General features: G+C 71.3%; 26 protein-coding genes. 8 read left to right on the top strand and 18 right to left on the bottom strand.

Going from position 1 to position 25,129, the window contains the following annotated elements; all coding sequences use genetic code 11:
• The first annotated feature begins 27 nt into the window (after window positions 1-27).
• From JOL79_RS33640 to JOL79_RS01740, 3 genes are all read left to right on the top strand, one after another.
• Window positions 28-903 (top strand): carbohydrate ABC transporter permease, encoded by an 876-nt coding sequence (locus tag JOL79_RS33640; RefSeq protein WP_210153812.1) that lies wholly within the window; start codon window positions 28-30, stop codon window positions 901-903.
• Window positions 903-1,784, top strand: coding sequence for a carbohydrate ABC transporter permease (locus JOL79_RS01745; protein ID WP_210153811.1), 882 nt, complete (start codon window positions 903-905; stop codon window positions 1,782-1,784). The genes JOL79_RS33640 and JOL79_RS01745 overlap by 1 nt, the downstream gene beginning before the upstream one ends.
• An 88-nt stretch (window positions 1,785-1,872) precedes the next feature.
• The gene (locus tag JOL79_RS01740) at window positions 1,873-3,594 is read left to right on the top strand and encodes an IlvD/Edd family dehydratase (protein WP_210153810.1); all 1,722 of its coding nucleotides are present in this window, start codon (window positions 1,873-1,875) and stop codon (window positions 3,592-3,594) included.
• 155 nt (window positions 3,595-3,749) lie between these two features.
• On the opposite strand, the gene JOL79_RS01735 is transcribed toward JOL79_RS01740, so the two are convergent.
• The 4 genes from JOL79_RS01735 to JOL79_RS01720 form a co-directional block, all read right to left on the bottom strand.
• A complete protein-coding gene (locus JOL79_RS01735) occupies window positions 3,750-4,436 on the bottom strand; it encodes an alpha/beta fold hydrolase (RefSeq protein ID WP_210153809.1) in 687 nt (228 codons plus the stop codon).
• A gap of 162 nt (window positions 4,437-4,598) precedes the next feature.
• A complete protein-coding gene (locus JOL79_RS01730) occupies window positions 4,599-4,967 on the bottom strand; it encodes a hypothetical protein (RefSeq protein WP_210153808.1) in 369 nt (122 codons plus the stop codon).
• 139 nt (window positions 4,968-5,106) lie between these two features.
• The gene (locus JOL79_RS01725) at window positions 5,107-5,370 is read right to left on the bottom strand and encodes a hypothetical protein (RefSeq protein WP_210153807.1); all 264 of its coding nucleotides are present in this window, start codon (window positions 5,368-5,370) and stop codon (window positions 5,107-5,109) included.
• Window positions 5,367-5,984 (bottom strand): TetR/AcrR family transcriptional regulator, encoded by a 618-nt coding sequence (locus JOL79_RS01720; protein WP_230984013.1) that lies wholly within the window; start codon window positions 5,982-5,984, stop codon window positions 5,367-5,369. The genes JOL79_RS01725 and JOL79_RS01720 overlap by 4 nt, the downstream gene beginning before the upstream one ends.
• A gap of 116 nt (window positions 5,985-6,100) precedes the next feature.
• On the opposite strand from JOL79_RS01720, the gene JOL79_RS01715 reads away from it, so the two are divergent.
• On the top strand, window positions 6,101-7,120 hold the full coding sequence (locus tag JOL79_RS01715; RefSeq protein ID WP_210153806.1) for an aldo/keto reductase: 1,020 nt from the start codon (window positions 6,101-6,103) through the stop codon (window positions 7,118-7,120).
• Between the two features lie 161 nt (window positions 7,121-7,281).
• Here the strand turns inward: JOL79_RS01715 and glnA are convergent, their stop codons facing one another.
• Both glnA and JOL79_RS01705 read right to left on the bottom strand, forming a co-directional pair.
• Window positions 7,282-8,706, bottom strand: a complete 1,425-nt coding sequence (gene glnA, locus JOL79_RS01710; RefSeq protein ID WP_210153805.1) for a type I glutamate--ammonia ligase — start codon at window positions 8,704-8,706, stop codon at window positions 7,282-7,284.
• A gap of 168 nt (window positions 8,707-8,874) precedes the next feature.
• The gene (locus tag JOL79_RS01705) at window positions 8,875-9,975 is read right to left on the bottom strand and encodes a hypothetical protein (RefSeq protein ID WP_210153804.1); all 1,101 of its coding nucleotides are present in this window, start codon (window positions 9,973-9,975) and stop codon (window positions 8,875-8,877) included.
• A gap of 100 nt (window positions 9,976-10,075) precedes the next feature.
• On the opposite strand from JOL79_RS01705, the gene JOL79_RS01700 reads away from it, so the two are divergent.
• Window positions 10,076-10,534 carry an RDD family protein gene (locus JOL79_RS01700; protein ID WP_210153803.1) on the top strand — a complete coding sequence of 153 codons (459 nt, stop codon included), beginning with the start codon at window positions 10,076-10,078 and terminating at the stop codon, window positions 10,532-10,534.
• Here the strand turns inward: JOL79_RS01700 and JOL79_RS01695 are convergent, their stop codons facing one another.
• From JOL79_RS01695 to JOL79_RS01655, 9 genes are all read right to left on the bottom strand, one after another.
• A complete protein-coding gene (locus JOL79_RS01695) occupies window positions 10,535-11,326 on the bottom strand; it encodes a class I SAM-dependent methyltransferase (protein ID WP_210153802.1) in 792 nt (263 codons plus the stop codon).
• An 18-nt stretch (window positions 11,327-11,344) separates the two neighbouring features.
• Window positions 11,345-12,016 (bottom strand): DUF4191 domain-containing protein, encoded by a 672-nt coding sequence (locus JOL79_RS01690; protein ID WP_210153801.1) that lies wholly within the window; start codon window positions 12,014-12,016, stop codon window positions 11,345-11,347.
• 29 nt (window positions 12,017-12,045) lie between these two features.
• Window positions 12,046-12,987, bottom strand: a complete 942-nt coding sequence (gene lipA, locus JOL79_RS01685; protein ID WP_210153800.1) for a lipoyl synthase — start codon at window positions 12,985-12,987, stop codon at window positions 12,046-12,048.
• Between the two features lie 183 nt (window positions 12,988-13,170).
• Window positions 13,171-13,833: a lipoyl(octanoyl) transferase LipB gene (lipB, locus tag JOL79_RS01680; protein WP_210153799.1), complete on the bottom strand. Its 663-nt coding sequence runs from the start codon at window positions 13,831-13,833 to the stop codon at window positions 13,171-13,173.
• Entirely contained in the window at window positions 13,830-14,576 is a 747-nt protein-coding gene (locus JOL79_RS01675; RefSeq protein WP_210153798.1) for a Type 1 glutamine amidotransferase-like domain-containing protein, read from the bottom strand. The genes lipB and JOL79_RS01675 overlap by 4 nt, the downstream gene beginning before the upstream one ends.
• A gap of 43 nt (window positions 14,577-14,619) precedes the next feature.
• The gene (locus JOL79_RS01670; RefSeq protein ID WP_210153797.1) at window positions 14,620-15,513 is read right to left on the bottom strand and encodes a TIGR01777 family oxidoreductase; all 894 of its coding nucleotides are present in this window, start codon (window positions 15,511-15,513) and stop codon (window positions 14,620-14,622) included.
• 96 nt (window positions 15,514-15,609) lie between these two features.
• Window positions 15,610-17,091, bottom strand: coding sequence for a 2-oxoglutarate dehydrogenase, E2 component, dihydrolipoamide succinyltransferase (gene sucB, locus JOL79_RS01665; RefSeq protein ID WP_210153796.1), 1,482 nt, complete (start codon window positions 17,089-17,091; stop codon window positions 15,610-15,612).
• A 30-nt stretch (window positions 17,092-17,121) separates the two neighbouring features.
• Window positions 17,122-18,501 (bottom strand): dihydrolipoyl dehydrogenase, encoded by a 1,380-nt coding sequence (lpdA, locus tag JOL79_RS01660; RefSeq protein ID WP_210153795.1) that lies wholly within the window; start codon window positions 18,499-18,501, stop codon window positions 17,122-17,124.
• 116 nt (window positions 18,502-18,617) lie between these two features.
• The gene (locus tag JOL79_RS01655; protein ID WP_210153794.1) at window positions 18,618-20,177 is read right to left on the bottom strand and encodes a leucyl aminopeptidase; all 1,560 of its coding nucleotides are present in this window, start codon (window positions 20,175-20,177) and stop codon (window positions 18,618-18,620) included.
• Between the two features lie 84 nt (window positions 20,178-20,261).
• Here JOL79_RS01655 and JOL79_RS01650 point away from each other — a divergent pair, with 84 nt between their 5' ends.
• Window positions 20,262-20,609, top strand: coding sequence for a GntR family transcriptional regulator (locus tag JOL79_RS01650; protein WP_210153793.1), 348 nt, complete (start codon window positions 20,262-20,264; stop codon window positions 20,607-20,609).
• Complete coding sequence (locus JOL79_RS01645; RefSeq protein WP_210153792.1) at window positions 20,606-21,616, top strand: DUF1648 domain-containing protein; 1,011 nt, start codon at window positions 20,606-20,608, stop codon at window positions 21,614-21,616. The genes JOL79_RS01650 and JOL79_RS01645 overlap by 4 nt, the downstream gene beginning before the upstream one ends.
• 80 nt (window positions 21,617-21,696) lie before the next feature.
• On the opposite strand, the gene JOL79_RS33635 is transcribed toward JOL79_RS01645, so the two are convergent.
• The gene (locus JOL79_RS33635) at window positions 21,697-22,554 is read right to left on the bottom strand and encodes an adenosylcobinamide-GDP ribazoletransferase (protein ID WP_230984011.1); all 858 of its coding nucleotides are present in this window, start codon (window positions 22,552-22,554) and stop codon (window positions 21,697-21,699) included.
• Window positions 22,555-22,556: 2 nt separating this feature from the next.
• Entirely contained in the window at window positions 22,557-23,681 is a 1,125-nt protein-coding gene (locus JOL79_RS33630; protein WP_230984010.1) for a bifunctional adenosylcobinamide kinase/adenosylcobinamide-phosphate guanylyltransferase, read from the bottom strand.
• A gap of 190 nt (window positions 23,682-23,871) precedes the next feature.
• Between JOL79_RS33630 and JOL79_RS01635 the strand changes: the two genes are divergently transcribed.
• Window positions 23,872-24,078, top strand: a complete 207-nt coding sequence (locus JOL79_RS01635) for a hypothetical protein (protein ID WP_210153791.1) — start codon at window positions 23,872-23,874, stop codon at window positions 24,076-24,078.
• Window positions 24,079-24,123: 45 nt separating this feature from the next.
• Here JOL79_RS01635 and JOL79_RS01630 read toward each other — a convergent pair whose 3' ends face one another.
• Window positions 24,124-25,122: an aldo/keto reductase family protein gene (locus JOL79_RS01630; RefSeq protein ID WP_210153790.1), complete on the bottom strand. Its 999-nt coding sequence runs from the start codon at window positions 25,120-25,122 to the stop codon at window positions 24,124-24,126.
• Window positions 25,123-25,129: the final 7 nt, after the last annotated feature.

Here is a 25,129-nt window from a genome sequence, read left to right as displayed (position 1 = left end):
GAGAAAGCGCACAAGGTCCGCAGCAAGGTGCGCCTCCGTGAGCACCTGATGGGGTGGCTCTTCGTCGGGCCGTTCGGGATCGTCTTCCTGGCTCTTCTCATCGCGCCGCTCGCGTACGCGTTCTACCTCAGCCTCTGGCAGAAGAAGCTGATCGGCGGCATCAGCTTCGTCTTTCTCGGCAACTACGTGAAGGCGTTCACCGACCCGACGTTCCTGTCCGGGGCGTGGTTCGTCATCCGCTTCTCGCTCGCCGCCATCCCGCTGCAGATCATCGTCGCGCTCGCGATGGCCCTCATCCTGGACGCCGTGACCACGCTGTTCACCCGCTTCTCCCGTCTCATGATTTTCCTTCCCTATGCCATTCCCACGGTCATCGGGGCGGTCATGTGGGGATTCCTGTACAGCAAGAGCTTCGGCCCGCTCTCCGACATCTTCGGGTTGTTCGGCGCCACCGCGCCCGACTTCTTCAGCAGCGATCTGATTTTCTACGGCCTGATCAACGTCGTCACCTGGCAGTGGGCCGGCTACTACATGATCATTTTGTACGCGGCGCTCCAGGGAATCGACCCGGCGCTTTACGAGGCCGCCCGTATGGACGGTGCCGGCAAATGGCAGATCGCGCTTCGGATCAAAATCCCGCTGATCGCCCCCGCGCTGCTCCTGATCCTGGTCTTCTCACTCATCGGCACTCTGCAGTTCTTCAACGAACCGCAGATCCTGCGATACCTCGCGGCCGGCACGATCTCACCGGGATTCACCCCCAACATGTACGCCTACCAGCAGGCGTTCGGGCTCGCGAACTTCACCTACGGATCGGCGATCTCCTTCGCCCTCGGCGGGATCGTGTTCGTCTGCGTCTACGCCTTCCTGTTCTTCACCCGCAAGCGGAGGAGCTTCTTCTGATGACCGGCAGCTCCGGCGCCGGCGCACGCCGCCGTCCCCAACGCCACCTCCCCCTGCAGATTTTCCTCGGCTTCCTGGTCGTGTACTTCCTGGTGCCGTTCTGGTGGGTCATCGTCAACAGTTCCAAAGACGCCCCCGGCCTGTTCGGCGGCGGCAACACCCTGTGGTTCGCCGAGCAGGTCGACTACTTCGGGAACCTCGAGCGACTGTTCACCTACGACGGCGGCATCTACGGCAGGTGGATTCTCAACTCCACGCTGTACGCGCTCGCGGGTGGGATCGGGGCCACGATCCTGGCCGTCATGGCCGGCTACGGATTCGCCAAATACCGGTTCGCCGGCAGGCGCTTCGGCTTCTCGATCCTGCTCGGCGCGTTGATGGTGCCCGCGACCGCCCTGGTGATCCCCACCTTCATGATGTTCTCCGGGCTCGGCCTGACGAACACGATCTGGGCGGTGATCCTCCCGTCACTGCTCAACCCGTTCGGGGTCTACCTGATGCACGTGTACGCGCGCGACGCGGTTCCCGACGAGATCCTGGACGCGGCGCGGGTCGACGGCGCGGGTGAGATGCGGACGTTCCTCACAGTCGCGTTCCCGCTGATGCGGCCCGCGGTGGTCACGGTGCTGCTCCTGTCCGCCGTCGCGTCCTGGAACAACTACTTCCTGCCCCTCGCGATGCTCTCCGACAACCGCCTGTTCCCCGTCACCGTCGGGCTCGGCCTCTGGCAGGGAATCGCCTCGGCGAACAATTCGGGCAGTACCTCCCTCTGGAGCCTCATCATCCTGGGCGCGCTCGTGTCGGTGATCCCGCTCATCATCGCCTTCTTCACCCTCCAGCGGCACTGGCGCGGCGGACTGTCCGTCGGGGGCCTGAGGTAGGCCGCGGTCCGCCGGCCGATCATTTGCTTCACCATTGAGCGCCGCCTCCTCGGTGGCCGGACAGATAACGGAGAGTGTGCCGATGTCGATGAGAGGTCGCCCACTGCGCAGCCAGGAGTGGTTCGGCGCGGAGGGCCGTAACGGGTTCATTCATCGATCGTGGATGCGCAACCAGGGGTTCGCCGACGACGTCTTCGACGGCCGGCCGGTGATCGGCATCGCCACGACGTGGTCGGAGCTGACGCCGTGCAACGCTCACCTGGGTGACGTGGCCGAGTCGGTGAAGCGCGGCGTGTGGGAGGCCGGCGGCCTGCCGCTGGTGTTCCCGGCGATGAGCCTGGGGGAGCCGCTGATGCGGCCGACGACCATGCTCTACCGCAATCTGCTGGCGATGGAGGCGGAGGAACTCGTCCGGGCCAACCCTCTCGACGGGGTGGTGCTGCTGTCCGGCTGCGACAAGACCACGCCCGGGTTGCTGATGGGCGCGGCCAGCGTCGACCTGCCGACACTGATGATCACGGGCGGTCCGATGCTCAACGGCAAGTTCCGCGGCCGGGACATCGGGTCGGGCACCGACGTGTGGCGTTTCACCGAGGAACAGCGCGCCGGCCGGATGACCGCGGCCGACTGCGCCGAGGCGGAGGTCGGCATGTCCCGCAGCCGCGGGCACTGCATGACCATGGGGACCGCCTCCACGATGGCCTGTGTGACCGAGGCGCTGGGCGTCCAGTTGCCCGGGGCGGCGGCCCTACCGGCGGTCGACTCCCGCCGGTACGCGCTCGCGCAGGCCGCCGGGCGCCGGATCGTCGCCATGGTGGAAGAGGACCAGCGGCTGTCCACGGTGCTCACCCGGGAGGCCTTCGAGAACGCCATCCGGGTCAACGCCGCGATCGGCGGCTCCACCAACGCCGTGGTGCACCTGCTCGCGATCGCCGGACGCCTCGGCGTCCCCCTGTCGCTGGAGGACTTCGACACGCTCACCGCCGATGTGCCCATGCTCGTGAACCTGATGCCCTCCGGCACGTACCTGATGGAGGACTTCGCGTACGCGGGCGGACTCCCGGCGGTGATGAGGGAGATCGCCTCCCTGCTGCACCTGGACCACGTCACCGTCAGCGGGAAGAGCGTGGCCGACAACATCAGCGGTGCCCAGTGCTGGAACCGAGAGGTCATCGGCACCATGGAGGAGCCGTTCCAGCCCGCCGGCTCGGGGACCGTCGTGCTGAGCGGGTCGCTCGCACCGTCCGGGGCCGTGCTGAAGGTCTCCGCCGCCTCGGCCCATCTGCTCCGGCACACCGGACCGGCGCTCGTGTTCGACCGAATCGAGGACTATGTCGTCGCGGCCGACGACCCGGACCTGGACGTCACCGCCGACACGGTCATCGTGGTACGGAACGCCGGGCCGCGCGGCTACCCCGGCTTCCCGGAGGTGGGCAACGTGCCCATGCCGCGGCGGCTGCTCACCGACGGGATCACCGACATGGTGCGGATCTCCGACGCCCGCATGAGCGGCACCGGGTACGGCACCTGCATCCTGCATGTGGCCCCGGAGGCGTCGGTGGGCGGCCCCCTCGCACTCGTGCGTACCGGCGATCTGGTCCGGGTCGACGTCACGGAGCGCCGTCTGGACCTGCTTGTGGACGACGCGGAGCTCGAACACCGCCGAGCTACCTGGCAGCCCCCGCGACCGGCCGCCGACCGGGGATGGGTACGGCTGTACAGCGAGCACGTCCTGCAAGCCGACAGGGGAGCGGACCTTGACTTCCTCGTCGGTGGCAGTGGCAGCGCCCCGCCCCGCCACTCACACTGACCACCGCGGAACATGCGAGCGAAGCGGGCCCTTCACCGCATGAATCTTCGATTGCCGCTGCCCCGACATCTACTTCTGTCCCACCTCTCAGGAGGTGGAGTGTCCTCGGCATCGCGGCTTCGTGCATCACGCCGTCCGGATGGCCGGCGGCCGGGTCAGGCCTCGGAGGCGGCCGCGGCCAGGAGGCGGGCGAGCTCGGCCGGCTTGGTGATCATGGGCCAGTGGCCCGAGTCGATGTCCACGAGGTCAAGGTGCTTCGCCCTGGCCAGCTCGGGCACGTCACCGGCGGTTATCCATGTCCGCGCCTGGGCGGGGGTGAACTCGGGGCACACGACGAGGACGGGGACGTCGAACCGTCGCTCGTCCGTCAGGCGCACCACACCCCTCGCCACCCCGGCGGGGACGGCAATCGCCGTGGCCGCGAAGTCCTGCCTCGCCTCCTCGTCGAGGTCGGCGGAGTCAGGACCCTCGAACGGACCCCAGCCGGGGAAGGGCATGACGCCGTCCTTCACCTCGAAGAAGCCGGCGTAGGGCGGCCCGTCCGCGGCCGGGAAGCCGCCGATCAACGTCACCTTGGCGATCCGCTCCGGGCACGCGTCGGCGGCCAGCCACGCCAGGGTGGAGGCCGCGGAATGCCCTACCACCATGGGCCTTCCCGACGCCGACTCCACGGCGGCGAGCACGGCCGCCATCTGGTCGTCGAGAGTGGCCGAGGTGGATCCGTCGCCCTGCCCGGGCAAGGTGATCGGCACGGGGCGGTGCCCCAGCGCCTCAAGTGCGGGCACGACGTCGTCCCACGCGGATCCGTCGAGCCACAGGCCGGCGATGAGCAGAATATCCATGATCAGTTCTCTTTCCTCAAGCGCTCCGGCGAAGGCGGAACCTGATCAGGATGTCAGGACGAGAGAGCAACGCACGCGGCTGGGAACGTCGTGGGCGACGCCGGCATCGTCGCCCACGACGTACACCATTGGCAGACCGGCCACTCAGCCCGCCGTGGGCGGCTACGAGTTGTGGATGCGGATCGTCATCCGGGGACAGTTGTCCAAGCGGCCGTAGTAGCTGTTGGTCAGGCCGGAGATCCGCCAGCGGTTGGTGGCACCCGTGCCACGGCCGACGACGACGCCGTTGGTGGCGTCCACGAGCTTCCAGCGGATCTCGCTCGCGTCGCACAGCGGGTTGCCGATGTACGACTCGAAGGTCGTCACGTCGATCCAGCCGTTGATGGCCGAAAGGTTCCCCGTGGAGCAGGTCGTCCAGAAGGTCTGAACGGTGCACTCCGAGTTCGCCGCCCAGGCCGGGGCCGACGGCAGCACGGTTACGCCGACTCCGAGGGCCAGAGCGGCCGCCGCCATTCCCCTGCGAATACCCATGGTTCACTTCCTTGGCTCGTGCGGAACGGATACCGACGAGGGAAGCGCTTAGCGGTATATGCCTGGTATAGGCCCCGTGCCTATCTCTGTGACCTGCACTGACGCTCGGCGCACTCTCTGAGCTTGGTCCCGAGTGGTCTCATTCCTCGTCGCGGCCATGCAGGTAGTCCTCGAAGGTGGGGCGTCGATCCCTGCGGCGCGACAACACGATCGCGGCCACCAGTGCGGCAGGGGCCATTGCGAGCCTGAGGGCCCGGCGGCCCAGCCGGCGGACCGCCCTGAGCAGTTCCTTGAGCGACTGCCAAGGGTGTCTCAGCGCCATGACGGTCAGCATGAAGGCCATGCCGCCGAGGCTGATCCCCGAGAAGTCGTCGGGGTCGTCTCGTCCCTTCTCCTTGGTCACGGTGCGGAACCGAAGTCGGGGGGCAGGAGGCTCGCGGGGTGGCGGCCAGTGGGGCGCAGCCCATCGAAGACGATTGTCAGCGTCCGGGTTCGGAGCTCATCGTCCCACTGGTTGCGTTCCGCCGCCATGCACGCGGCCCCCAGCAGCGCCAGTAACTCCGGCATGCGCAGGTCCTCGCGGACGGCTCCGGCCTCCTGGGCGCGGACCAGTAACCTTTCGACGGCGTCTCTCATGTCGCGGCTGATGTCCGCCGTGCCGGCCTTGGGGTCGAGGCCGGCACGGGTGAGTATGTCGGCCAGGGTCTTGTTCCGCGTCGAGTTCTCCACGATCCGGGTGAAGAACTCGAAGAACGCTCTGCCGGGGTCGTCCGCGACCGTCAAGGCGTCCGCCTCGGCGACCAGGCGTTGTGCGCGCTCGATGATGACGGCCTGGTAGAGAGCCTCCTGGGTCGGGAAGTGCCGGTAGATCGTGCCCAGCCCCACGCCGGCGTGCCGGGCGATGGCCCGGATCGAAGCCGACAGGCCATCGCGGGCCAGGACCACTTCGGCCGCCTCCAGTACGCGCGCCCGGTTGTGCCGCGCGTCGGCGCGCAAGGGCCTGCCCCCGTCGCTCATCACTCTCCTCGCATGTTGACATGCGGAACGCTTGTTCCGTATGTTCCGGAGAACTGCCGGAACGACTGTTCCGGATCGTAGCCGATTCCCCGTCCTGACACCGGAAGGACTTGGCGATGGATTACACGACGCTGGGCAGCTCGGGTCTCAAGGTCTCTCCCGTGTGCCTGGGAGCCATGAACTTCGGGACCTCCGACGCGGTGGCCGGCTGCGACGAAACCGAGGCCGCCCGCATCATCGACGCCTTCCTCGACGCCGGCGGCAACATCATCGACACCGCGGACGGCTACACCGGCGGCCAGTCCGAAAGGATCGTCGGCCGGGCCGTCAAAGGCAGACGCCAGTCGGTCGTTCTGGCCACCAAGGCGTTCCTCCCGCAAGGGCCGGGCCCGAACGACAGGGGACTGTCCAGGGTCCACCTGACCAGAGCGCTGGAGGCGAGTCTGCGCCGGCTCGGCACCGACTACGTCGACCTCTACCAGTGCCACCAATGGGACGACTCGACCCCCATCGAAGAGACGGTGGCCACCCTCGACGGCTTCGTGCGCTCCGGCAAGGTTCGCTACCTGGGCTGCTCGAACTTCACCGCGGCGCAGGTCGTGGAGTCCCAGTGGGCGGCTCAACGCCTCGGTGCCACCCCCTTTGTCAGCCTCCAGTCGCAGTACTCGCTTCTGGCCCGCGGTATCGAAGCGGAGATCCTGCCGACCAGCCGACGTCACGGCCTGGGCACCCTGGTCTGGTCTCCACTCGGAGGCGGTGTGCTGACGGGCCGGTACCGTCGCGGCGCCGCCCCCGGGGCCGACACGCGGATGGGGCGGCTGCGGGCGTCCACGCTGCCCATGGCCCGCGCCTGGGCCGACGGCCTGCTCAACGAGCCCAACCTCGAGATCGCCGACCAGGTGGTCAAGGTCGCGGCCGACCTGGTCGCGACGCCGGCGGCCGTGGCCCTGGCCTGGGTACGGCGACGGCCGGGCGTCACCTCCGTCATCATCGGCCCCCGCACCCTCGAACAGTTCCACGGCAACCTCGCCGGGTTCACCCTGGACCTCCCCGCCGAGGTCATCGGCCGCCTCGATGAGATCTCCCGGTCCGCCAGCCTCGTACCCGTCAACGGCATGACCACCGGGCGACAGTGAAGATCGAGAGTGTGCTCTGCCGGCGTCTCATGCTGCTCTCCGCTGTCCGGGCCCTGAGCGCGCCATGCGAAAAGCCCGCGGCAAGGCGCACGGCCTTCCCACGGGCTTCCGGACAGCCGGGAACCGCGCGATGAACATGCACGTCATCGCGCGGTAACCGGTCACACGTCGTAGTAGAGCTCGAACTCGTGCGGGTGCGGGCGGAGGCGGATCGGGTCGACCTCGTTCTCACGCTTGTACGACACCCAGGTCTCGATCAGGTCGGACGTGAAGACGCCGCCTTCGAGCAGGTAGTCGTGGTCGGCCTCGAGCGCGTCGAGGACGGCCGTGAGCGAGCCGGGCACCTGCGGGATGTTGCGGGCCTCCTCGGGCGGGAGCTCGTAGAGGTCCTTGTCGACCGGCTCCGGCGGCTCGATCTTGTTGCGGATGCCGTCCAGGCCCGCCATCAGCATCGCGGCGAAGGCGAAGTACGGGTTGCACGAGGGATCCGGCACGCGGAACTCGATGCGCTTGGCCTTCGGGTTGGAGCCCGTGATCGGGATCCGGACGCACGCGGAGCGGTTGCGCTGGGAGTAGACCAGGTTGACCGGCGCCTCGTAGCCGGGGACCAGGCGGTGGTAGGAGTTCACCGTCGGGTTGGTGAACGCCAGCAGCGACGGAGCGTGCTTGAGCAGGCCGCCGATGTAGTAACGGGCGGTGTCCGACAGCCCGGCGTAGCCGACCTCGTCGTAGAAGAGCGGCTCGCCGTCCTTCCACAGGGACTGGTGGCAGTGCATGCCGGAGCCGTTGTCACCGAAGATCGGCTTGGGCATGAACGTCACGGTCCGGCCGGCCTGGATGGCGGTGCTCTTGATGATGTACTTGTACAGCATCAGGTTGTCGGCCGTCTTGAGCAGCGTGCCGAACCGGAAGTCGATCTCGGCCTGGCCCGCGGTGCCCACCTCGTGGTGCTGCATCTCGGTCTCGATGCCGGCCTCGATCAGGTTGCGGACCATCTCCGAGCGCAGGTCGGTGAAGTGGTCCATCGGCGGGACCGGGAAGTAGCCGCCCTTGTAGCGGGGCTTGTAGCCCAGGTTGCCGCCCTCGGAGGCCTTGCCGGTGTTCCAGGCGCCCTCGATCGAGTCGATGTAGTAGTAACCCGCGTTCTGCCGGGTCTCGAAGCGCACGTCGTCGAAGATGTAGAACTCGGCCTCCGGGCCGAAGTACACCGTGTCGGCGATGCCCGTGCCCTTGAGGTACTCCTCGGCCTTGCGTGCGACGTTACGCGGGTCGCGGCTGTACGCCTCGCCGGTCAGCGGGTCGTGCACGAAGAAGTTGATGTTGAGCGTCTTGTGCTGGCGGAACGGGTCGAGCACGGCGGTCGACGGGTCGGGCAGCAGGAGCATGTCCGACTCGTGGATGGCCTGGAAACCGCGGATAGACGACCCGTCGAACATCAGGCCGTCGGAGAAGACGTTCGGACCGAAGTTCTCCGAAGGGAAGGTGAAGTGGTGCGTCGTCCCCGGCAGGTCCGTGAACCTGACGTCAACGAACTGCACACCCTCGTCCCGGATGAACTTGAGGACGTCGTCGGCGGAGTTGAACACTCTCGAACCTCCCAGGGGCATGGGCTAGCAACCCGAAACTAGGCTTGTGCCGTTTCCGCGCCATGTCTCGTTTGTTTCGCGCGTGTTAATGAGTACGCCCCCCGCCGCCCGTCCGCTGTGCACCGGAACGGGCGCGACGCGCACCCCGCATCACAGCATAACCGCAGGTCAGACCGGTGCCGACGGGAAGCATCCGGCCCGGGCCATATTCCTCTTGCGATCGTACGGGTCGATCGGCGATCCCGAGGGCTCCACCGCGCTCACGCCGTCCGGCGCGTCGCCGAAATCGGGGTGGACGAAGCCGTCCGCGAAGCCGCAACCCGCGCCCGCGTCGCTGCGCGCGGTCCGCTCCAGCCAGACCGTCAGCTTCCCGTCCCGCTCGTACGCGGAGAACTCGGCGGTGCGGTGAGTGACCAGCCGCGTCGTCGCGGCGGGGTCGCCCGGGCGGTTCACCGCGTAGACGAAGAGGTAGTCCGCCGTGATCGTGACGCCGCCGCGGCCGTCGCGGGAGTGCCGCTTCGCCATCGTCGTCTCGCCGTCGACCTTGACCACGTCCGTCGCCTGCTCCGCCGAGCCCGGCTTGAGGCTGAAGACCCATCTCCTGGTGTTGTCCGGGCCGTTCTTGTCCAGGTGCTCGCGGAAGTAGTCGCGCTGCCGCGGATGCAGGAGCGCGATGAGCGCGGCCGGCCGCCCGCCGCGGATGGTCGCCGGATCGAGGTGGGCCGCCGTCAGGATCCGCCGGACCCGCCGCAGCGCCTCGCCGACCTGTCCGCGGCTCAGCCCGCCCAGCCCCTTGGGGTGTGGCGTGACGATGCCCTTTCCGCCCACGGCGAAGCCGGCCGCCGGAGATCCGGCGAACGGATCGGCGGCGGCGCCCGTCGCGCCGGGGCCGGTCCCCGCGTCCGGGTCGGGGCCCGTCTCGGGATCCGTGTCCCCGTCGGGCTCGCCCGGGACCGGGTTGAGCGTGGGGCCCGGCCGGGCGACGGCCGCCCCGAAATGCGGCTCCGGTGTCTGCTCGCCGCCCGAGCCGCCCGCCAGGGAGGACAGCCTGCCGAGCACGTCCGGCCGCGCGCCGATCACCAGGCCCGCGATCACGACGACCGCGAAGAGCGTGAGGAGCACGGCCCGGACGGGTCTTCTGTCCCGCCGGCGGACGGCCCGCTCGCCCAGGTCGGCCTCGTCCGTCAGCCGCCGGATCTCGTCGTCGCCGAACTGGGCGACCAGCGCCCGGAAGCGCTCCTCGATGTCGTCTGGCTCCGCCGGCCGCACCGTTCACTCCACATGTAACAAAGGGGGCAGAACACCTCATGATGTACGGTGGCGGCTCCGAGCGCCAGGGCGGTGGCCCATCCCGATACGCTGAGGAACCATGAGTGACCGGCAGCCGCGATGGACGCAGACGTGGCTCATGGGCCCCCGCGCGGGAGCCGACCTCGGCTATCCGGGACAGCGGCTGGGGCTGCCGGAGACCGGCAGCGGATCGGTCGCGAGCTGGGGCCGCCGCCTCGCCGCGGTCGTCATCGACTGGTTCCTGTGCACCTGGGCCATCGCCGGCGGGCTGCTGCACGCCAAGGGCTCCGACCTCAACCTCGTGGGCCTCGGGGTCTTCGCCGCGGAGTACGTCCTGCTGCTGGGCACGCTCGGCATGACCCTGGGCATGCGGGTGTGCGGCATCCGCGTGGCCACCCTGGACGGCGAGAGGCCACCGTTCATCTCCGTCCTGGTGCGCACGTTCCTGCTCTGCCTCGCCGTGCCGGCCCTGATCTGGGACCGTGACCGGCGCGGCCTGCACGACCGGGCGTCCGCCACCGTCGTGGTGAACCTCTGATCAGGCGGGCCGCAGGCACTGGAAGATCGCGGTTCCGGGTAGCAGCCGGCCGCGCAGCGGGCTCCAGCCGCCCCACACCCGGTCGTGACCTTCCGGCCACTCCGGTTCCGCCAGCCCGGTGAGCACCAGCCCCGAGGCGTGGATCAGCCCGACCCAGTCACCCATGGTGCGGTGGTGCTCCACGTAGGAGGGCGTCCCGTCGTCCCCGAACTCGACGTACGGCGACCGGTCGAAGTAGGGGCGGTCGGCGGTGAGGCCGCGCTCGCCCGGGTCGTCGGGGAAGGCCCACCTGATCGGATGGCTGACGGAGAACACGAACCGGCCGCCCGGCCGCAGCACCCTGCGGACCTCGGCCAGCACCGCGCCGGCGTCCGCCACGAACGGCAGCGCCCCGTAGGCCGAGCAGGCCAGGTCGAACGAGCCGTCCACGAAGGGCAGGGCCTCGGCGTCGGCCTGCGCGACCGGCAGCACCCGGCCGGTCTCCAGATCGATCCGCCGCGAGTGCTGGAGCTGCCGCCGGGACAGGTCGACGCCTGCCACGGTCGCTCCGCGTGCGACGAGCCACCGGCCGCACTGCCCGGCCCCGCAGCCGATCTCCAGCACCCTCCGGCCGGAGATCTCGCCGAGCAGGCGGGCGTCCGCCTCGTCGAGGCCCTCAGGGCCCCACACGAAGCCGTCGTCCCGCAGGAACTCGCCGTGTTCGGCCTGGTAGTCGTCGGCCGCGCCGTCCCACCAGCCCCGGTTGGCCCGGGAGGTCTCGGAGGGGGCGACCGGCCGTCTGCCGACGTCCAACGTCCGCCGCCGGCCGGGTCAGCGCATCTTCGGGCCGCGCGGCATCCGCAGGCCCTTCGGCATCGGGCCCTTCGGTATCGGCATGGCCGGGGTCAGCGCCCGCATGCGGTTGTTGATCTCCGAGACGGCGCCCTTCTTCAGGTTGCGGGGCAGCTTCATCAGGTGCCGCTGGAGCTTGGCCAGAGGCACCTGACCCTCCCCGTCACCGCACTGCACGTCGTAGACCGGTACGTCGATCGCGACGCGCTGCACCCGCTTCTTCTCGGCCACCAGCATGCGCTGCACCCGGCTGGAGGGACCCTCCGCGACCAGGATGACCCCGGGGTATCCGACGACGCGGAAGATGAGGTCCTGGTCGCGGTTGACGGCGACGGGCTTCTCCTCCACATGCCAGTTCCCGCGCATGCCCTGCAGCACGGCGTACGTCGCGCCCGGCTGGCCGTGGAGCATCGAGTACTGAGCGGTCTGGGCCAGCCGGCTGAACACCAGCATGCCCACCAGCACCGAGGCGAAGACCCCGAGGACGATCCACGTCCAGCTGAAGATCACACCCACGATGACGAAGAGCACCAACGTCGCCAGGGCCGACCCGTAGACGATGGGCATGCCCTTGGGGTTCGCCTGCTGAATGATCTGTGCGACCATCCGGAGCTGCTTGAGCCGCCCTGGTGCCGCCGCGTCTTTCGCCATGGTGTGAAGGATACAAATCCCTGACGGGATTAATGAAAACGTGACTCGCCCACGCGGGCGGCGATCGCCTGCTGGTACAGGCGGCCGGCCCGGTAGGACGAGCGGACGAGCGGACCCGACATGACGCCGGCGAACCCGATCTCCTCGGCCTCCTCCTTGAGCTCGACGAACTCCTCGGGCTTCACCCAGCGGTCCACAGGGTGGTGCCGCGGGCTGGGCCGCAGGTACTGGGTGATCGTCACCAGGTCGCACCCGGCCTCGTGCAGGTCGCGCAGCGCCTGGCTGATCTCCGCGCGCTCCTCGCCCATCCCGAGGATGAGGTTCGACTTGGTGACCAGCCCCGCCTGGCGGGCCATGCCGATCACCTGCAGCGACCGCTCGTAGCGGAACGCCGGCCGGATCCGCTTGAAGATCCTCGGAACCGTCTCGATGTTGTGCGCGAACACCTCGGGGGCGGCCGAGAAGACCTCCTCCAGCTGGTCGCGGTCGCCGTTGAAGTCGGGCACGAGAAGCTCGACGCCGCAACCGGGCACCATCGCGTGGATCTGCCTGGCGGTCTCGGCGTACAGCCAGGACCCGCCGTCGGGCAGGTCGTCGCGGGCCACGCCGGTCACCGTGGCGTACCGCAGGCCCATCTGGTGGACCGACTCGGCCACCCGGCGCGGCTCGTCCCTGTCGTACGCCGCGGGCTTGCCGGTGTCGATCTGGCAGAAGTCGCAGCGCCGGGTGCACTGGTCGCCGCCGATGAGGAAGGTCGCCTCGCGGTCCTCCCAGCACTCGGAGATGTTGGGACAGCCCGCCTCCTGGCAGACCGTATGCAGCCCCGCCCCCTTGACGAGCGACTTGATCTCGTTGAAGTTGGGGCCGTTGTGCAGCCGGGTCTTGATCCACGGCGGCTTCTTCTCGATGGGCGTCTGGCTGTTACGCACCTCAAGGCGCAGGAGCTTGCGACCTTCCGGCCCGACCGTCATGCGACTTCCTCATTCCGCGACAACGCACCGTGGGCGTGTCGGCCGCGCGGGGAACCGGGGGTCGTGCCACGGTCGTGCCGGCCCCCGGAGCGCCGTGCCTGGCCGGCCCGCTCGCTCACCATGCCAGCTTATTACCTGCTCTCCCGTGATCTGAGACGGCTCCTCCGGGGCGAGCGGGCGCCGTCAGGCCAGGTCTTCCTCGTACATCTCGTACGGCTCGGCGCCCAGGGCCTCGGCCAGCCGCTTCTCGGCGAACGGGACGACCTCGTCCACGGTGATCCGGCGGCCCGTCTCCGCCGACAGCGAGGTGACCTCCGTGTCGCCGACGGCGCCCGGCATGAGGCGGTTGTACCAGCTCAGGTCGTTGACGCAGTCGAGGGCGAAGCCGTGCATGCTCACCCCGCGCGAGACCCGGATGCCGATCGTGCCCAGCCGCCGCACGGGCCGGCCGCGCTCCGCGTCGGCGGGCAGCCAGATGCCGCCGCGGCCCTTGATCCGGCGGGCCGCCAGGCCCACGTCGGCGCAGACCTGGATCACGACGTCCTCAAGCAGCCGCACGTACGCCGGGACGTCGCCGACGCCCACGATGGGGTAGGCGACGAGCTGCCCGGGACCGTGCCAAGTGATCTGGCCGCCCCGGTCGACGTCGATGACCGGAGTGCCGTCCGCCGGCCGCTCGTGCGGCAGCGTCCGTTTGCCCGCCGTGTAGACCGGCGCGTGCTCCACCATGAGGCACAGATCGGAGATCTCGCCCGCCGCCCGCCGCGCGTGGAGCCGCCGCTGCAGGGTCCACGCCTGCTCGTACGGCACGTCGACGCCCATGCGGACGATGGCCAGACCCTTCACGCGTCCAGCGTAGAGGTCAGCAGGCGGGGCTCGATACGGAACTCCTTGACTCCGGGCCCGTCGCGTTCGACCCGGTAGGCGTAGCCCCGCGGCGAGATGCTGACCGCCTGGATGAACTCGGTGCCGACGTAGTGGAGCGCGACGCCCTCGTCGGCGGCGTACCCCTCGGGCAGCTCCCCGGACGCGACCGACTCGTGCAGCAGCGTCCGCCGCTGCGGGTCGGAGTCGTAGTGGACGCCGCACGAGTACGGCAGCAGCGCCAGCCCCTCGGCCCAGGGCCGCAGCCGCGGCCCGAACGAGTCGGTGTTGCCGCCGACGTGCCAGCACAGCGCGCCCGCGCTCTGCCCGGACAGCACGACACCGGCCCGCCAGGCCTCGGCGAAGGCCTCGTCGAGCCCGTGGAGCCGCCACAGCGCGGCGAGGTTGGCGACGCTGCCGCCGCTCACGTAGATCGCGTCCTGCTCCAGGATCCACTCACGGGGATCGGCGACGTTGGGCATGGGGAAGACCGTGAGATGGCTCACCTCGACGTCCCAGCGGCTGAACGCGCCGTACATCTTGAGCAGCCACTCGGCGTCGTCTCCGGTCGCCGTGGCGAGCAGCCCCAGCTTGGGGCGGTCCTGGCCGGTCAGGTCGAGCGCGTAGCGCAGCAGGGGAGTGGGCTCCACGAACCCGTACCGCTCCGACTGCCGGAACGATCCGCCGCCGATGGCGACGATGTGCGACTGCCCGATCCGGCTCATTGCCCGCTCCCGCGTCAGATCACGATTCGGCTACCAGGACTCACTAGAGTACGGCGGCGAGCGCGTCGGCGACGCGGGGATGGGCGAACCGGTGGCCGGCGTCGAGCAGCCGCCTGGGCAGCACCCGCTGGCCTGCGAGGACGGCCTCGTCGGCGAACTCGCCGAGCGCCAGGCGCAGGGCGAACGGGGGAGCCGCCACCGGCATCACCGGGCGGTGCAGCGCCGCGGCGATCGCCTGGGTGTACTCGCGGTTGGTCACCGGCTCGGGGGCCGTCAGGTTCACCGGACCGGCGATGCCCTCGCGGCCGAGCAGGAACCGCACCGCGCCGACCCAGTCGGGCAGCGATATCCACGAGACGTACTGCCTGCCGCTGCCCAGCGGGGCGCCGGCTCCCATCTTGAAGATCGGCAATATCTTCGCCAGCGCGCCGCCCCGGCCGCTCAACACCACGCCCGTCCGCATCGGGACGACCCGCAGGCCCGCCTCCTCCGCCGGGGCGAGGGCCGCCTCCCACTCCCGCGCCAGATCGGCCAGGAACCCCGTCCCGGGCGGGGCCGTCTCGTCGACCGCCCGGTCGCCCGTGTCGCCGTAGAACCCGACCGCGGACGCCGACAGCAGCGTGCGCGGCCCCTCGTCCAGGGACGCGAGCGCGCGGGCGAGCGTGCCGGTGCCGAGAACGCGGCTGTCGACCAGCTCACGCTTGTAGGCGTCGCTCCACCGGCGGTCTCCCACGCCGGCCCCGGCGAGGTGGACGACGGCGTCGGCCCCCCGGAGGGCCGCGCGGTCCAGAACGCCTCCCATCGGGTCCCAGGACCACTCCTGCGGGCCCGCGGGCTCCCGCCGCACCAGACGGCGCACCTCGTGCCCGTCGTCCTCAAGGGCTCGTACGAGGGCCGATCCCAGCAGCCCGGACGCGCCCGTCACCACGATCGTCATCGGCGCCAGAGTATCTCCCACAGTCCCCTATACGGCGGAGGCCGTCCCGCGGGATGCGGGACGGCCTCACGACGGCACGGCGGGGGTGCGGCGGGGTTACGCGAGCCCGAGCTGGCTCTCGAACCGGCCCTCCTCCAGGCGACGCTTGATCGTGGTCAGGAAGCGGGCGGCGTCGGCCCCGTCGACCAGGCGGTGGTCGTAGGTCAGCGCCAGGTAGACCATCGAGCGGACGGCGATGACCTCGCCCTCCGGGGTGTCGACGACGACCGGCCGCTTGACCACGGCGCCGGTGCCGAGCATGCCGACCTGCGGCTGGTTCAGGATCGGCGTGTCGAACAGCGCGCCCCGGCTGCCGGTGTTGGTCAGCGTGAACGTGCCGCCGGTGATCTCGTCCGGGCCGATCTTGTTGGTCCGGGTGCGGTCGGCCAGGTCGGCGATCTTACGGGCGAGCCCCGCGATGTTGAGGTCGCCGGCGTTCTTGATCACCGGGACGATGAGGCCGCGCTCGGTGTCCACCGCGATGCCGAGGTGCTCGACGTCGAAGTAGGTCACCTCGTTGGTCTCGCTGTTGATCGTGGCGTTCAGCTTCGGGTGCTGCTTGAGCGCCTCGACCGCCGCGAGCGCGAAGAACGGCAGGAACGACAGCTTCACGCCCTCGCGGCGCGGGAAGTCGCCCTTCGCCTGGTCGCGGAGCTTGGCGATCCGGGTGACGTCGACCTCGACGACCGAGGTGAGCTGCGCCGCCACCTGCAGCGACTCGACCATCCGCTTGGCCATGATCTGCCGCAGCCGCGACATCTTCTCGGTGCGCCCGCGCAGGGTCGTGTCGACCTGCACCGGCTCGGGAGCCGCGGCCGGAGCGGCGGCCACCGGAGCGGCCGCGGCCGGAGCCGGGGCGGCGGGCTGGGCGGCGGCCTGCGCGGCGGCGGCGCGCTCACGCTGCACGCGGGCCGCCTCGACGACGTCCTGCTTGCGGATGCGGCCGCCGACGCCGGTGCCGGTCAGCGACTCCAGGTCGACCCCGTGCTCGGAGGCGAGCTTGCGGACCAGCGGCGTGACGTACGGGCTCTCGCCACCGGTCGCCGGCGGCGCGGCCGGAGCGGGGGCCGGTGCCACGGCCGGAGCGGGCGCCGGAGCGGGCGCCGGCGGCCGGGGGGCGGCCGGAGCGGGCTGCGGCGTCACCACGGCGGGTGCCGGCTGCGGGATGGACGAGATCGGCGCGGCCGGAGCCGGAGCGGGGGCCGGAGCAGGCTCGGGTGCCGGGGCCGGGGCCGGGGCCGGGGCGGGAGCCGGGGCGGGCGCCGCCGTCTCGGCCGGCGCGGCCGGGGCCGCCGCGGCGCCGTTGGCGTCGATCAGGGCCAGTTCGGCGCCGACCTCGACCGTCTCGTCCTCCGCGACGATGATCTTGGTCAGGTAGCCGGCGGACGGCGACGGGATCTCGGTGTCGACCTTGTCGGTCGACACCTCGAGCAGCGGCTCGTCGGCCTCGACGTGCTCGCCTTCCTTCTTCAGCCAGCGGGTGACGGTGCCCTCGGTAACGCTCTCGCCGAGCTGGGGCATGGTTACGGAGACCGGCATGGTTTCTTCTCTCGCGTTCGTTAAGAGGGCTTAGTTGTGTACGTGGAGCGGCTTGCCGGCCAGGGCCAGCATCGCCTCGCCGAGGGCCTCGGACTGGGTCGGGTGCGGGTGGATCAGCTGGGCGACGTCGGTGGGCGTGGCCTCCCAGTTGAAGATCAGCTGAGCCTCCGCGATGAGCTCGCCGACGCGGCTGCCCACCATGTGCACGCCGAGCACCCGGCCGTCGCGCTCGGCGACGACCTTGACCTCGCCCTGCGTCTGCAAGATCTTGCTCCTGCCGTTCCCGGCGAGGTTGTAGCTGAGCTCGACGACGTCGTGACCCCGCTCGCGGGCGACGGCGGTGCTGATGCCGACCGAGGCGACCTCGGGCTCGGAGTAGGTGATCCGCGGCACGCCGTCGTAGTCGATCGGGACCGGGTTCAGGCCGGCGATGTGCTCGGCGACCAGGATGCCCTCGGCGAAGCCCACGTGGGCCAGCTGGAGCGTCGGGATGAGGTCGCCCACCGCGTACACGCCCGGGACGTTCGTCTGGCAGTACTCGTTGACCGGCACGTAGCCGCGGTCGACGGTGACGCCGGCCTCCTCGTAGCCGAGACCGGCCGAGACCGGGCCGCGGCCCACGGCGACGAGCATCAGCTCGGCGTCGATGGTCTTGCCGTTCTCCAGGGAGACGACCACGCCGGTGTCGGTGGTCTTGACGCTCTCGAAGCGGGTGCCGAGCTCGTACTTGATGCCGCGGCGGCGGAAGGCCCGCTCGAGCAGCTTGGAGTTGGACTCGTCCTCCAGGGGAAGAAGGTGCGGCAGGGCCTCGACGATCGTCACCTCGGCGCCGAACGAGCGCCACACGCTGGCGAACTCGACGCCGATGACGCCGCCGCCCAGGATGACCACCGAGGACGGCACCCGGTCGAGCACCAGGGCGTGGTCGCTGCTGATGATCTTCTCGCCGTCGATGTCGAGCCCGGGCAGCGACTTCGGCACCGAGCCCGTCGCCAGGACGACGTTGCGGCCCTCGAAGACCTGGTCGCCCACGACCACGCGGTTGGGGCCGGCCAGGCGGCCCTCGCCCTCCACGACCGTGATCTTCTTGCTCTTGACGAGCCCGGTGAGGCCCTTCCAGAGGCCGGTGACCACCTTGTCCTTGTACGAGTGGACGCCCGGCACGTCGATGCCCTCGAACGTGGTGCGGACGCCGAAGGACTCGCCCTCACGGGCCTGGTCGGCCAGCTCCGCCGCGTGCAGCAGCGCCTTGGTGGGAATGCAGCCGCGGTGCAGGCAGGTGCCTCCGACCTTGTCCTTCTCGATGAGGACGACATTCATGCCGAACTCGGCCGCCCGCAGCGCACAGGCGTAACCACCGCTACCGCCACCTAGGACGACGATGTCATAGGGGCCGCTGCCATCAGCCACTGGAATGCTCCTTGTCGATGCGCCGCCGGATGTCCCGACGGCATCTTTTCACTTGTCTGGGAGAGCGTGTTCGGGCGGGCCCACGGCCGGCGCCGGCCGCGGAGCCGCCCTCTTCGTCAAACAGCCTGGGAGGACGTGCCGTTCCCCGCGTACCGCTCGGCGATCCCGATGAGGGTGCGGGTGATGACGCCGGTGCCGCCCTTCGGGGTGTAACCGTACGGCTCGCCCTTGTTGAAGGCGGGACCGGCCATGTCGATGTGGGCCCAGCGCACGCCCTCGGGGACGAACTCGCGCAGGAAGATCCCCGCGACGAGCATGCCGCCCCACCGCTCGGGCTGGACGTTGGCGATGTCGGCGACGGCGGAGTCGAGGCCCTTGCGCAGGTCGTCGGGCAGGGGCATGCCCCAGGCGCTCTCGCCCTGCCGCCCGGCGATCCGCACGACCTCCTCGCGGAGCTCGTCGTCGTTGGCCATGACGCCGGCCACGCGCCAGCCGAGCGCGACGATCTGTGCGCCGGTCAGCGTGGCGACGTCCACGATCAGGTCGGGCTCGTCCTCGGCGGCGCGGGCCAGGCCGTCCATGAGCACGAGGCGGCCCTCGGCGTCGGTGTCGAGGACCTCGACCGTCTTGCCGCTGTAGGTGTGCAGCACGTCGGACGGGCGCTGCGCGGTGCCCGACGGCATGTTCTCGGCGAGGCACAGGTAGCCGACGGCGTTGACCGGGAGGCCCAGCTTCGCGATCGCGAGCAGGGAGCCCAGCACCGCGCCGGCGCCGCCCATGTCGGACTTCATCCAGTCCATCGAGGCGGTCGGCTTGAGCGAGAGGCCGCCGGAGTCGAAGGTGATGCCCTTGCCGACGAAGGCGACCGTCCGGGCGGCGTCCGGGTGGCTGTACGAGAGGCGGACCAGGCGCGGCGGGTTGACGGAGCCCTGTCCGACGCCGACGATGCCGCCGTACCCCTCCGCCTTGAGCCGGGCCTCGTCGAGGACCTCGACCGACAGGCCGGCCGCGCCGGCCTTCTCCTGCGCGATCTCGGCGAAGCGCGCCGGCCACAGGTCGGAGGGCGGGGTGTTCACCAGGTCGCGGACGAGCGTGACCGACTCGGCGACCGTGGCGGCGTGCTGGACGGCCTGCTCCGCGCCCTCGGCGCGGGACAGCACGGTGATCTCCCCGACCGGGGCCTTGTTGTCGCCGCCGGTTCGGTAGCGGGCGTACCCGTACGCCCCGAGCAGCGCGCCGAGCGCGACGGCCTCGGTCTGGGCGGCGCTCGCGGCGGGCAGGGCGACGGCGGCGGCCGCGGTGCCGGCGAGCGACCTGATGGCGGCGCCGGCCGCCCGGCGCAGGGTCTCCAGATCATGCTCGCCGTCCGGCTCCGGTCCGAGGCCCACGGCGACGACGAGCGGGGCGGGCAGCGCGCCGAACGTCGGGATCTTGGCGATTTCCTCGCTCTTGCCGGTGAAGCCGAGCGAGGTGAGGCTCTCGATGAGCCGGCCGCCCAGGGCCTGGTCAAGGCCGTCGGCACCGGGAGCCGCGCGGAGGCCCTCCGGTGAACCGTGGACGCCTACTACGACGGCACCGGTCTCGATAGAGACGGTGTCAGCTGGATTGACGCGCACTGTGGTCACGTGTGCCGATGCTAGCTGGGGTGACTCCGCTACGCATAAACGAGGGTTCATCCCATCAAAGAGAAGTCGCCATGGAGCCGATATGAACGGCCCCATACGGCCGAACATCGAAATGGTGCTAGCGTCAATAGCATCATGTTGCTCATGCTGGACCTCAACGATCCGCGGCCCCTGCACGAGCAGGTGACGGCCGCGATCAGGCGGGCGATCGCCGGAGGGGAGGTGGCGCCGGGCGACCGGCTGCCCCCCGCGCGCGACCTGGCCGGCGCGCTCGGCGTCAACGCCAACACCGTGCTGCGGTCGCTGCGCGCCCTGCGCGACGAGGGCCTGCTGGAGTTCCGCCGCGGTCGCGGCGTGTCCGTCCTGCGGCGTCCCGACCCACGCGAGGCGCTCCGGGACCGCGCGCGCGGCCTGCTGGAGGAGGCCGCCAAGTATGGCCTCGGCCCCGACGAGGTCGCCGACCTCATCAAGGAGCTGTCATGAACATGCCCCGCCCCCCGTCGTCCCCCGCTCCGCGTGGCCTCTTCACCGCCGTGGCCGTGGCCTGGACGCTGCTGGTCGCGGCCACACTGGTCGCGCTGCCGCTGGCGCTGGCCGACCGGCTCCCCGATCCGGTCGCCTCGCACTGGGGGCCGTCCGGCGAGCCCGACGGCTCCCTGCCCCTCGTCGCCTCGGCCGCCGTACCTCTGGCCGTCTGGGTGGTGGCGGCCGCCGGCGGCCTCGCGGCGGCGCTGCGCCGCCGCGCCTTCCCGAGAGCGGCGATCCGGGCCAGGGCGGCGGCCGTCCTGGGCTGGGGTGGCGTGTTCACCGTGGGCCTGCAGATCATCTCCCTCGGCGCGAACCTCGACAGGGCGCGCTGGCAGGACGCCTCCGGCATCGGGCCGCCGCTCGTCGTGGTGATCGTCCTCTCGCTGGCCGCCGGGGCGCTCGCGGCCCTCGCGGCGCGCCGGGGAGGCGACGACACGCCGCCGCCGGAAGCCGAGCCGCCGGTCCGGCCGGAGATCGGCCTGGACCCCGGCCGCCGCCCGGTCTGGGTCTCCTCGGTCTCCGCGCCGGTCCTGCTCGCCCTCGGGTGCGTCATGGCCGCGGCGGGGGTCCTGCTCTTCGCCGGGACCCTTGCCGGGCAGACCCGGCGGCCGGTCGAGGTGGGTCTGGTCCTGGCGTTCGCCGGCCTCGTCGTGATCGCGTTGTCCACGGTCTCGGTGCAGGCCGGTCCCGAGGGTCTGCGGATCGGGTTCGGCCCGCTGCGGTGGCCCGCGCGCCGCGTCCCGCTCGACCGGATCGAGCGGGCCTGGGTCGAGGAGCGGAGCCCGCTCGACGTGGGCGGCTGGGGCTACCGGGGACTGCCGGGCCGGGCCACCATAATGATCCGCGGTGGGGAGTGCCTCGTGGTCGCCTACCGGTCGGGGGGACGGCTCGCGATCAGCGTGGACGACGCGGCGACCGGCGCGGCCCTGCTCAACGCCCTTCTCGCCACCGCCCGCCCCTGACGGGGAGGGCCGCCGCTCGGCCGATCACAACGGCGACCCGGCCACAGCAGCCGGTCACAGGTGGCGGTCTCAGGCGGCGGTCACAGCAGGCAGAAGGCCGCCAGCGCCGTCGTGGCCGCGGTCTCCACGAGCGCGCCGAGGACGTCCCCCGTGATCCCGCCCAGTCGTCGTACGGCACGGCGGCGCAGCAGCCACGCGGCGGCCAGTCCCGCCGCGCCCGCCGCGACGGCGCGCAGGGCGAGGGGCCCGGCGGAGCCGAATCCGGCCGGCACGGCGGTGACCAGGCCGGTGACAGAGCTGGTGACAGAGCCGGTGCCGAGGGCGGCGAGCGGGGCGAGCAGTCCGACGACGATCGCGGTGGCGGCGGTGGCCGCGACCGCGCCGCCGCGCCCCACGGTGCCCGCGACGAACGCGCCCAGGCCGCCGGGCCGGGCCGCCGGCACGCCCGCCCGGCAGGCCCAGGTGAGGGCGAGCCGGCCGCTCGCGCAGGCGGCGACCAGGGCGGCCGCGGCCTCCGGCGCCGGCAGCGACGACAGCGCCGCCACCTGGACGAGCAGGGCCACCACGAGCGTCACCACGCCGAAGGGCCCGATGTCGGAGCGTTTCATGATGTCGAGCGCGGGCCCGGCCGGTTTGCCGCTGCCCAGGCCGTCGGCGAGGTCGGCCAGGCCGTCCAGGTGGAGGCCGCGGGTCAGCCAGGCGAGGGCGCCGACGGCGAGCACGGCGGCCAGGAGGGCCGATCCGGACAGCGCCGCCGCGGCCGCCAGGACGGTGGCGGCCGCCAGCCCCAGCACGGCTCCCACGAGCGGCGCCGCCGTCATGGCCCGTCCGGCGACGGTCCGGTCGGCGGCGGGCGCCCGGACCGGGAGAACGGTCAGCGTCCCGACGGCGAACCGGTACGCGGCGGCGACGGCGTCCGGGCGGAGCGACACGGACATGATCAGACCGGCAGGTCGACGAGGCGGCCGGCGACCACGAGGCTCGCGGCCTCGGACTCGCGGGCGAGCCGCTGGTTGAGACGCCCGAGCGCGTCGCGGAACACCCGGCCCGCGGGGGTGGCGGGCACGACCCCCAGCCCGACCTCGTCGCTCACCGCGACCACCCGGGCCGCGGTCCGCCGCCAGGCCGACACCAGCAGCTCGCAGCGCTCGGCCACGGCCGCCGCCGGGCCGGCCAGGTCGCCGGACACCCCCGGCCAGGCCGCGCAGTCGTCGAACACACCCGTCAGCCAGGTGCCGACGCCGTCGATCAGCAGCGCCCCCGACGGAGGATCGGCGAGCAGCGCGGTCACGTCGCCGGTCTCCACCGTGTGCCAGTGCGCGGGGCGGCGCACCCGGTGGGCCCGCACGCGCTCCGCCCAGGCCGGGTCGCCCTCGGCCCGCGGGCCTGTGGCCACATAGGTCACATCGGGCTCGCCCGCCAGGCGCAGCTCGGCCTCCTCCGACTTGCCCGACCGCGAGCCGCCGAGCAGCAGGGTCCGTCGCGGGGGCGTCCGGGCCCCGGAGACGGCGGGGCCGAGCACCGTGCCATCGGGCACCGCCTCCGCGCCCCACAGCTCCAGCCGGCGGGCCAGCTCGCGTTCGCTCGCCGCGCGGTGGTCGAGGTGAACGGCGATCACCCGGGTCGCCGGCCCCACCCGGCCGCGGCGGCGCAGGTCGCCGAGGCGCTCCGGCCGATCGAGGAGATCGATCAGCACCCAGTCGAACGGGGCCCCGTCCGGGCCGGACGCGGGCGCGGCCGGGGAGCCCGCGGAGGGCGCGCCCGCGAGGGGCAGCGCGGTCGCGTAGAGAAGGCGGCGGCCGCCGGGATCGGTGATCTCGTGGCCGTCGGGCCCTGAGGCGATCCGGTGTCGGTGCGCTCCGGCTCCACCGGCAGCGGGGAGAGCGGCCCCCGCAGGGCTCGACCGGCGGAGGACGCCGCCGTCGAGCGACAGCCTGACCAGCCCGTCGAGCACGATCGAGGTGGGGAGCCGGTGGCCGGGCGTGAGGCGTCCGCATGAGGCGCAGCCACAGCCGGGCTCGGGCCAGCCGGCGGGCCCGCCTGTCGCCTCCAGGAAGATCTCCATCCCGTCCTTTCTCCGGTGGCCGTCGCCCCGGGGTCTCCTCGGGCCCGCGCGGGGGCGCGACGCGCCGCGCGTGGAACGGCCGCACATGATCGGCGTTATGGTGCCAGGAGGTAGGGTCGCTCAACGACCGCACCCCGCGCGATCCGGCCCGACCGGCGCGCGGCGACGGGGCTTCCGAGGGAGTATGGCGATGATCTGGCGGTGGCAGTACGAGGACGCGAACGGCGGCGAGGTGACGGACCGGCCGCTGCCGCGGGAGATCTTCTCGAGCCAGGGCGACGCCGAGTCGTGGCTGGGCGAGAGCTGGCGTGACCTGCTCGAAGCCGGTGTCGAGCAGGTCACGCTGCTGGAGGACGATCGCGTCGAATACTCCCGGATGTCCCTGCGCCCCGAATGAGGACCCTCGACGAGGGCCCTCAGGCGGTGGCGCGGGGAACGCCGGTCAGGGACGCCGGTCGGGGACGTGCGCCTTGGCCGGGTCGCGCTCGACGAACTCGCCGAGCACCTCGTCGATCTTCTTCATGGTCTCGGCGTCGAGCTTCACCCCGGCCGCCTTGACGTTGTCGCGCACCTGCTCGGGACGCGAGGCCCCGACGATGGCGGACGCCACGTTCTTGTTCTGCAGCACCCACGCCACGGCGAGCTGGGCCATCGACAGGCCGAGGTCGGCCGCGATCGGCTTGAGCTCCTGCACCCGGCGCAGCAGGTCGTCGTCGAGCAGGCGGCCGATCATGTTGGCCCCGGTGGGGTCGGTGGCGCGTGAGCCGTCCGGCGCCGGCTGTCCGGGGAGGTACTTGCCGGTGAGCACGCCCTGGGCGATGGGGGAGAAGACGATCTGGCTCAGCCCCTCCTTCTCGCAGAGGGGGACGACCTCGGGCTCGATGATCCGCCACAGCATGGAGTACTGCGGCTGGTTGGAGACGAGCCGGTCGAAGCCCATCTCGTCGGCGATCTTCAGCGCCTGGGCGATGTGCTCGGCCCGCCACTCGCTCACGCCCACGTACAGGACCTTGCCCTGCCTGACCAGGTCGTCGAAGGCGCGCAGCGTCTCCTCGAGCGGGGTCTCCACGTCGTACCGGTGGGCCTGGTAGAGGTCGACGTAGTCGGTGCCGAGACGGCGCAGCGAACCGTTGACCGACTCGACGATGTGCTTGCGGGACAGCCCGCGGTCGTTCTTGCCCGGCCCCGTGGGCCAGTAGACCTTGGTGAAGATCTCCAGCGACTCGCGGCGCACGCCCTTGAGGGCCCGGCCGAGGACCTCCTCGGCCTTCGTGCCGGCGTAGACGTCGGCCGTGTCGAACGTGGTGATGCCCTCGTCGAGCGCCGCGCGCACGCACGCGACCGCGGCGTCCTCCTCCACCTGTGAGCCGTGAGTGAGCCAGTTGCCGTAGCTGATCTCGCTGACGATGAGGCCGCTCCGGCCGAGATGACGGTATTCCATGCCGTAG

Origin of the sequence: Microbispora oryzae, from assembly GCF_017896165.1 — a bacterium.
In the GTDB taxonomy this organism is placed as follows: domain Bacteria; phylum Actinomycetota; class Actinomycetes; order Streptosporangiales; family Streptosporangiaceae; genus Microbispora; species Microbispora oryzae.
This window is presented reverse-complemented; position numbering and strand designations above follow the sequence as displayed.

Bases quoted from the DNA above. Each gene is read 5' to 3' on its own strand.
- JOL79_RS01655 (WP_210153794.1), bottom strand. From the start codon at position 20,177: ATGAACCCTCGTTTATGCGTAGCGGAGTCACCCCAGCTAGCATCGGCA.
- JOL79_RS33630 (WP_230984010.1), bottom strand. From the start codon at position 23,681: ATGGAGATCTTCCTGGAGGCGACAGGCGGGCCCGCCGGCTGGCCCGAG.
- JOL79_RS01670 (WP_210153797.1), bottom strand. From the start codon at position 15,513: ATGACGATCGTGGTGACGGGCGCGTCCGGGCTGCTGGGATCGGCCCTC.
- JOL79_RS01745 (WP_210153811.1), top strand. From the start codon at position 903: ATGACCGGCAGCTCCGGCGCCGGCGCACGCCGCCGTCCCCAACGCCAC.
- JOL79_RS01740 (WP_210153810.1), top strand. From the start codon at position 1,873: ATGAGAGGTCGCCCACTGCGCAGCCAGGAGTGGTTCGGCGCGGAGGGC.
- JOL79_RS01645 (WP_210153792.1), top strand. From the start codon at position 20,606: ATGAACATGCCCCGCCCCCCGTCGTCCCCCGCTCCGCGTGGCCTCTTC.
- lipA (WP_210153800.1), bottom strand. From the start codon at position 12,987: ATGACGGTCGGGCCGGAAGGTCGCAAGCTCCTGCGCCTTGAGGTGCGT.
- JOL79_RS01630 (WP_210153790.1), bottom strand. From the start codon at position 25,122: ATGGAATACCGTCATCTCGGCCGGAGCGGCCTCATCGTCAGCGAGATC.
- JOL79_RS01690 (WP_210153801.1), bottom strand. From the start codon at position 12,016: ATGGCGAAAGACGCGGCGGCACCAGGGCGGCTCAAGCAGCTCCGGATG.
- JOL79_RS01720 (WP_230984013.1), bottom strand. From the start codon at position 5,984: ATGAGCGACGGGGGCAGGCCCTTGCGCGCCGACGCGCGGCACAACCGG.
- JOL79_RS01700 (WP_210153803.1), top strand. From the start codon at position 10,076: ATGAGTGACCGGCAGCCGCGATGGACGCAGACGTGGCTCATGGGCCCC.
- JOL79_RS01735 (WP_210153809.1), bottom strand. From the start codon at position 4,436: ATGGATATTCTGCTCATCGCCGGCCTGTGGCTCGACGGATCCGCGTGG.
- JOL79_RS01635 (WP_210153791.1), top strand. From the start codon at position 23,872: ATGATCTGGCGGTGGCAGTACGAGGACGCGAACGGCGGCGAGGTGACG.
- JOL79_RS33635 (WP_230984011.1), bottom strand. From the start codon at position 22,554: ATGTCCGTGTCGCTCCGCCCGGACGCCGTCGCCGCCGCGTACCGGTTC.
- JOL79_RS01715 (WP_210153806.1), top strand. From the start codon at position 6,101: ATGGATTACACGACGCTGGGCAGCTCGGGTCTCAAGGTCTCTCCCGTG.
- JOL79_RS01650 (WP_210153793.1), top strand. From the start codon at position 20,262: ATGTTGCTCATGCTGGACCTCAACGATCCGCGGCCCCTGCACGAGCAG.
- JOL79_RS01675 (WP_210153798.1), bottom strand. From the start codon at position 14,576: ATGAGCCGGATCGGGCAGTCGCACATCGTCGCCATCGGCGGCGGATCG.
- JOL79_RS01730 (WP_210153808.1), bottom strand. From the start codon at position 4,967: ATGGGTATTCGCAGGGGAATGGCGGCGGCCGCTCTGGCCCTCGGAGTC.
- sucB (WP_210153796.1), bottom strand. From the start codon at position 17,091: ATGCCGGTCTCCGTAACCATGCCCCAGCTCGGCGAGAGCGTTACCGAG.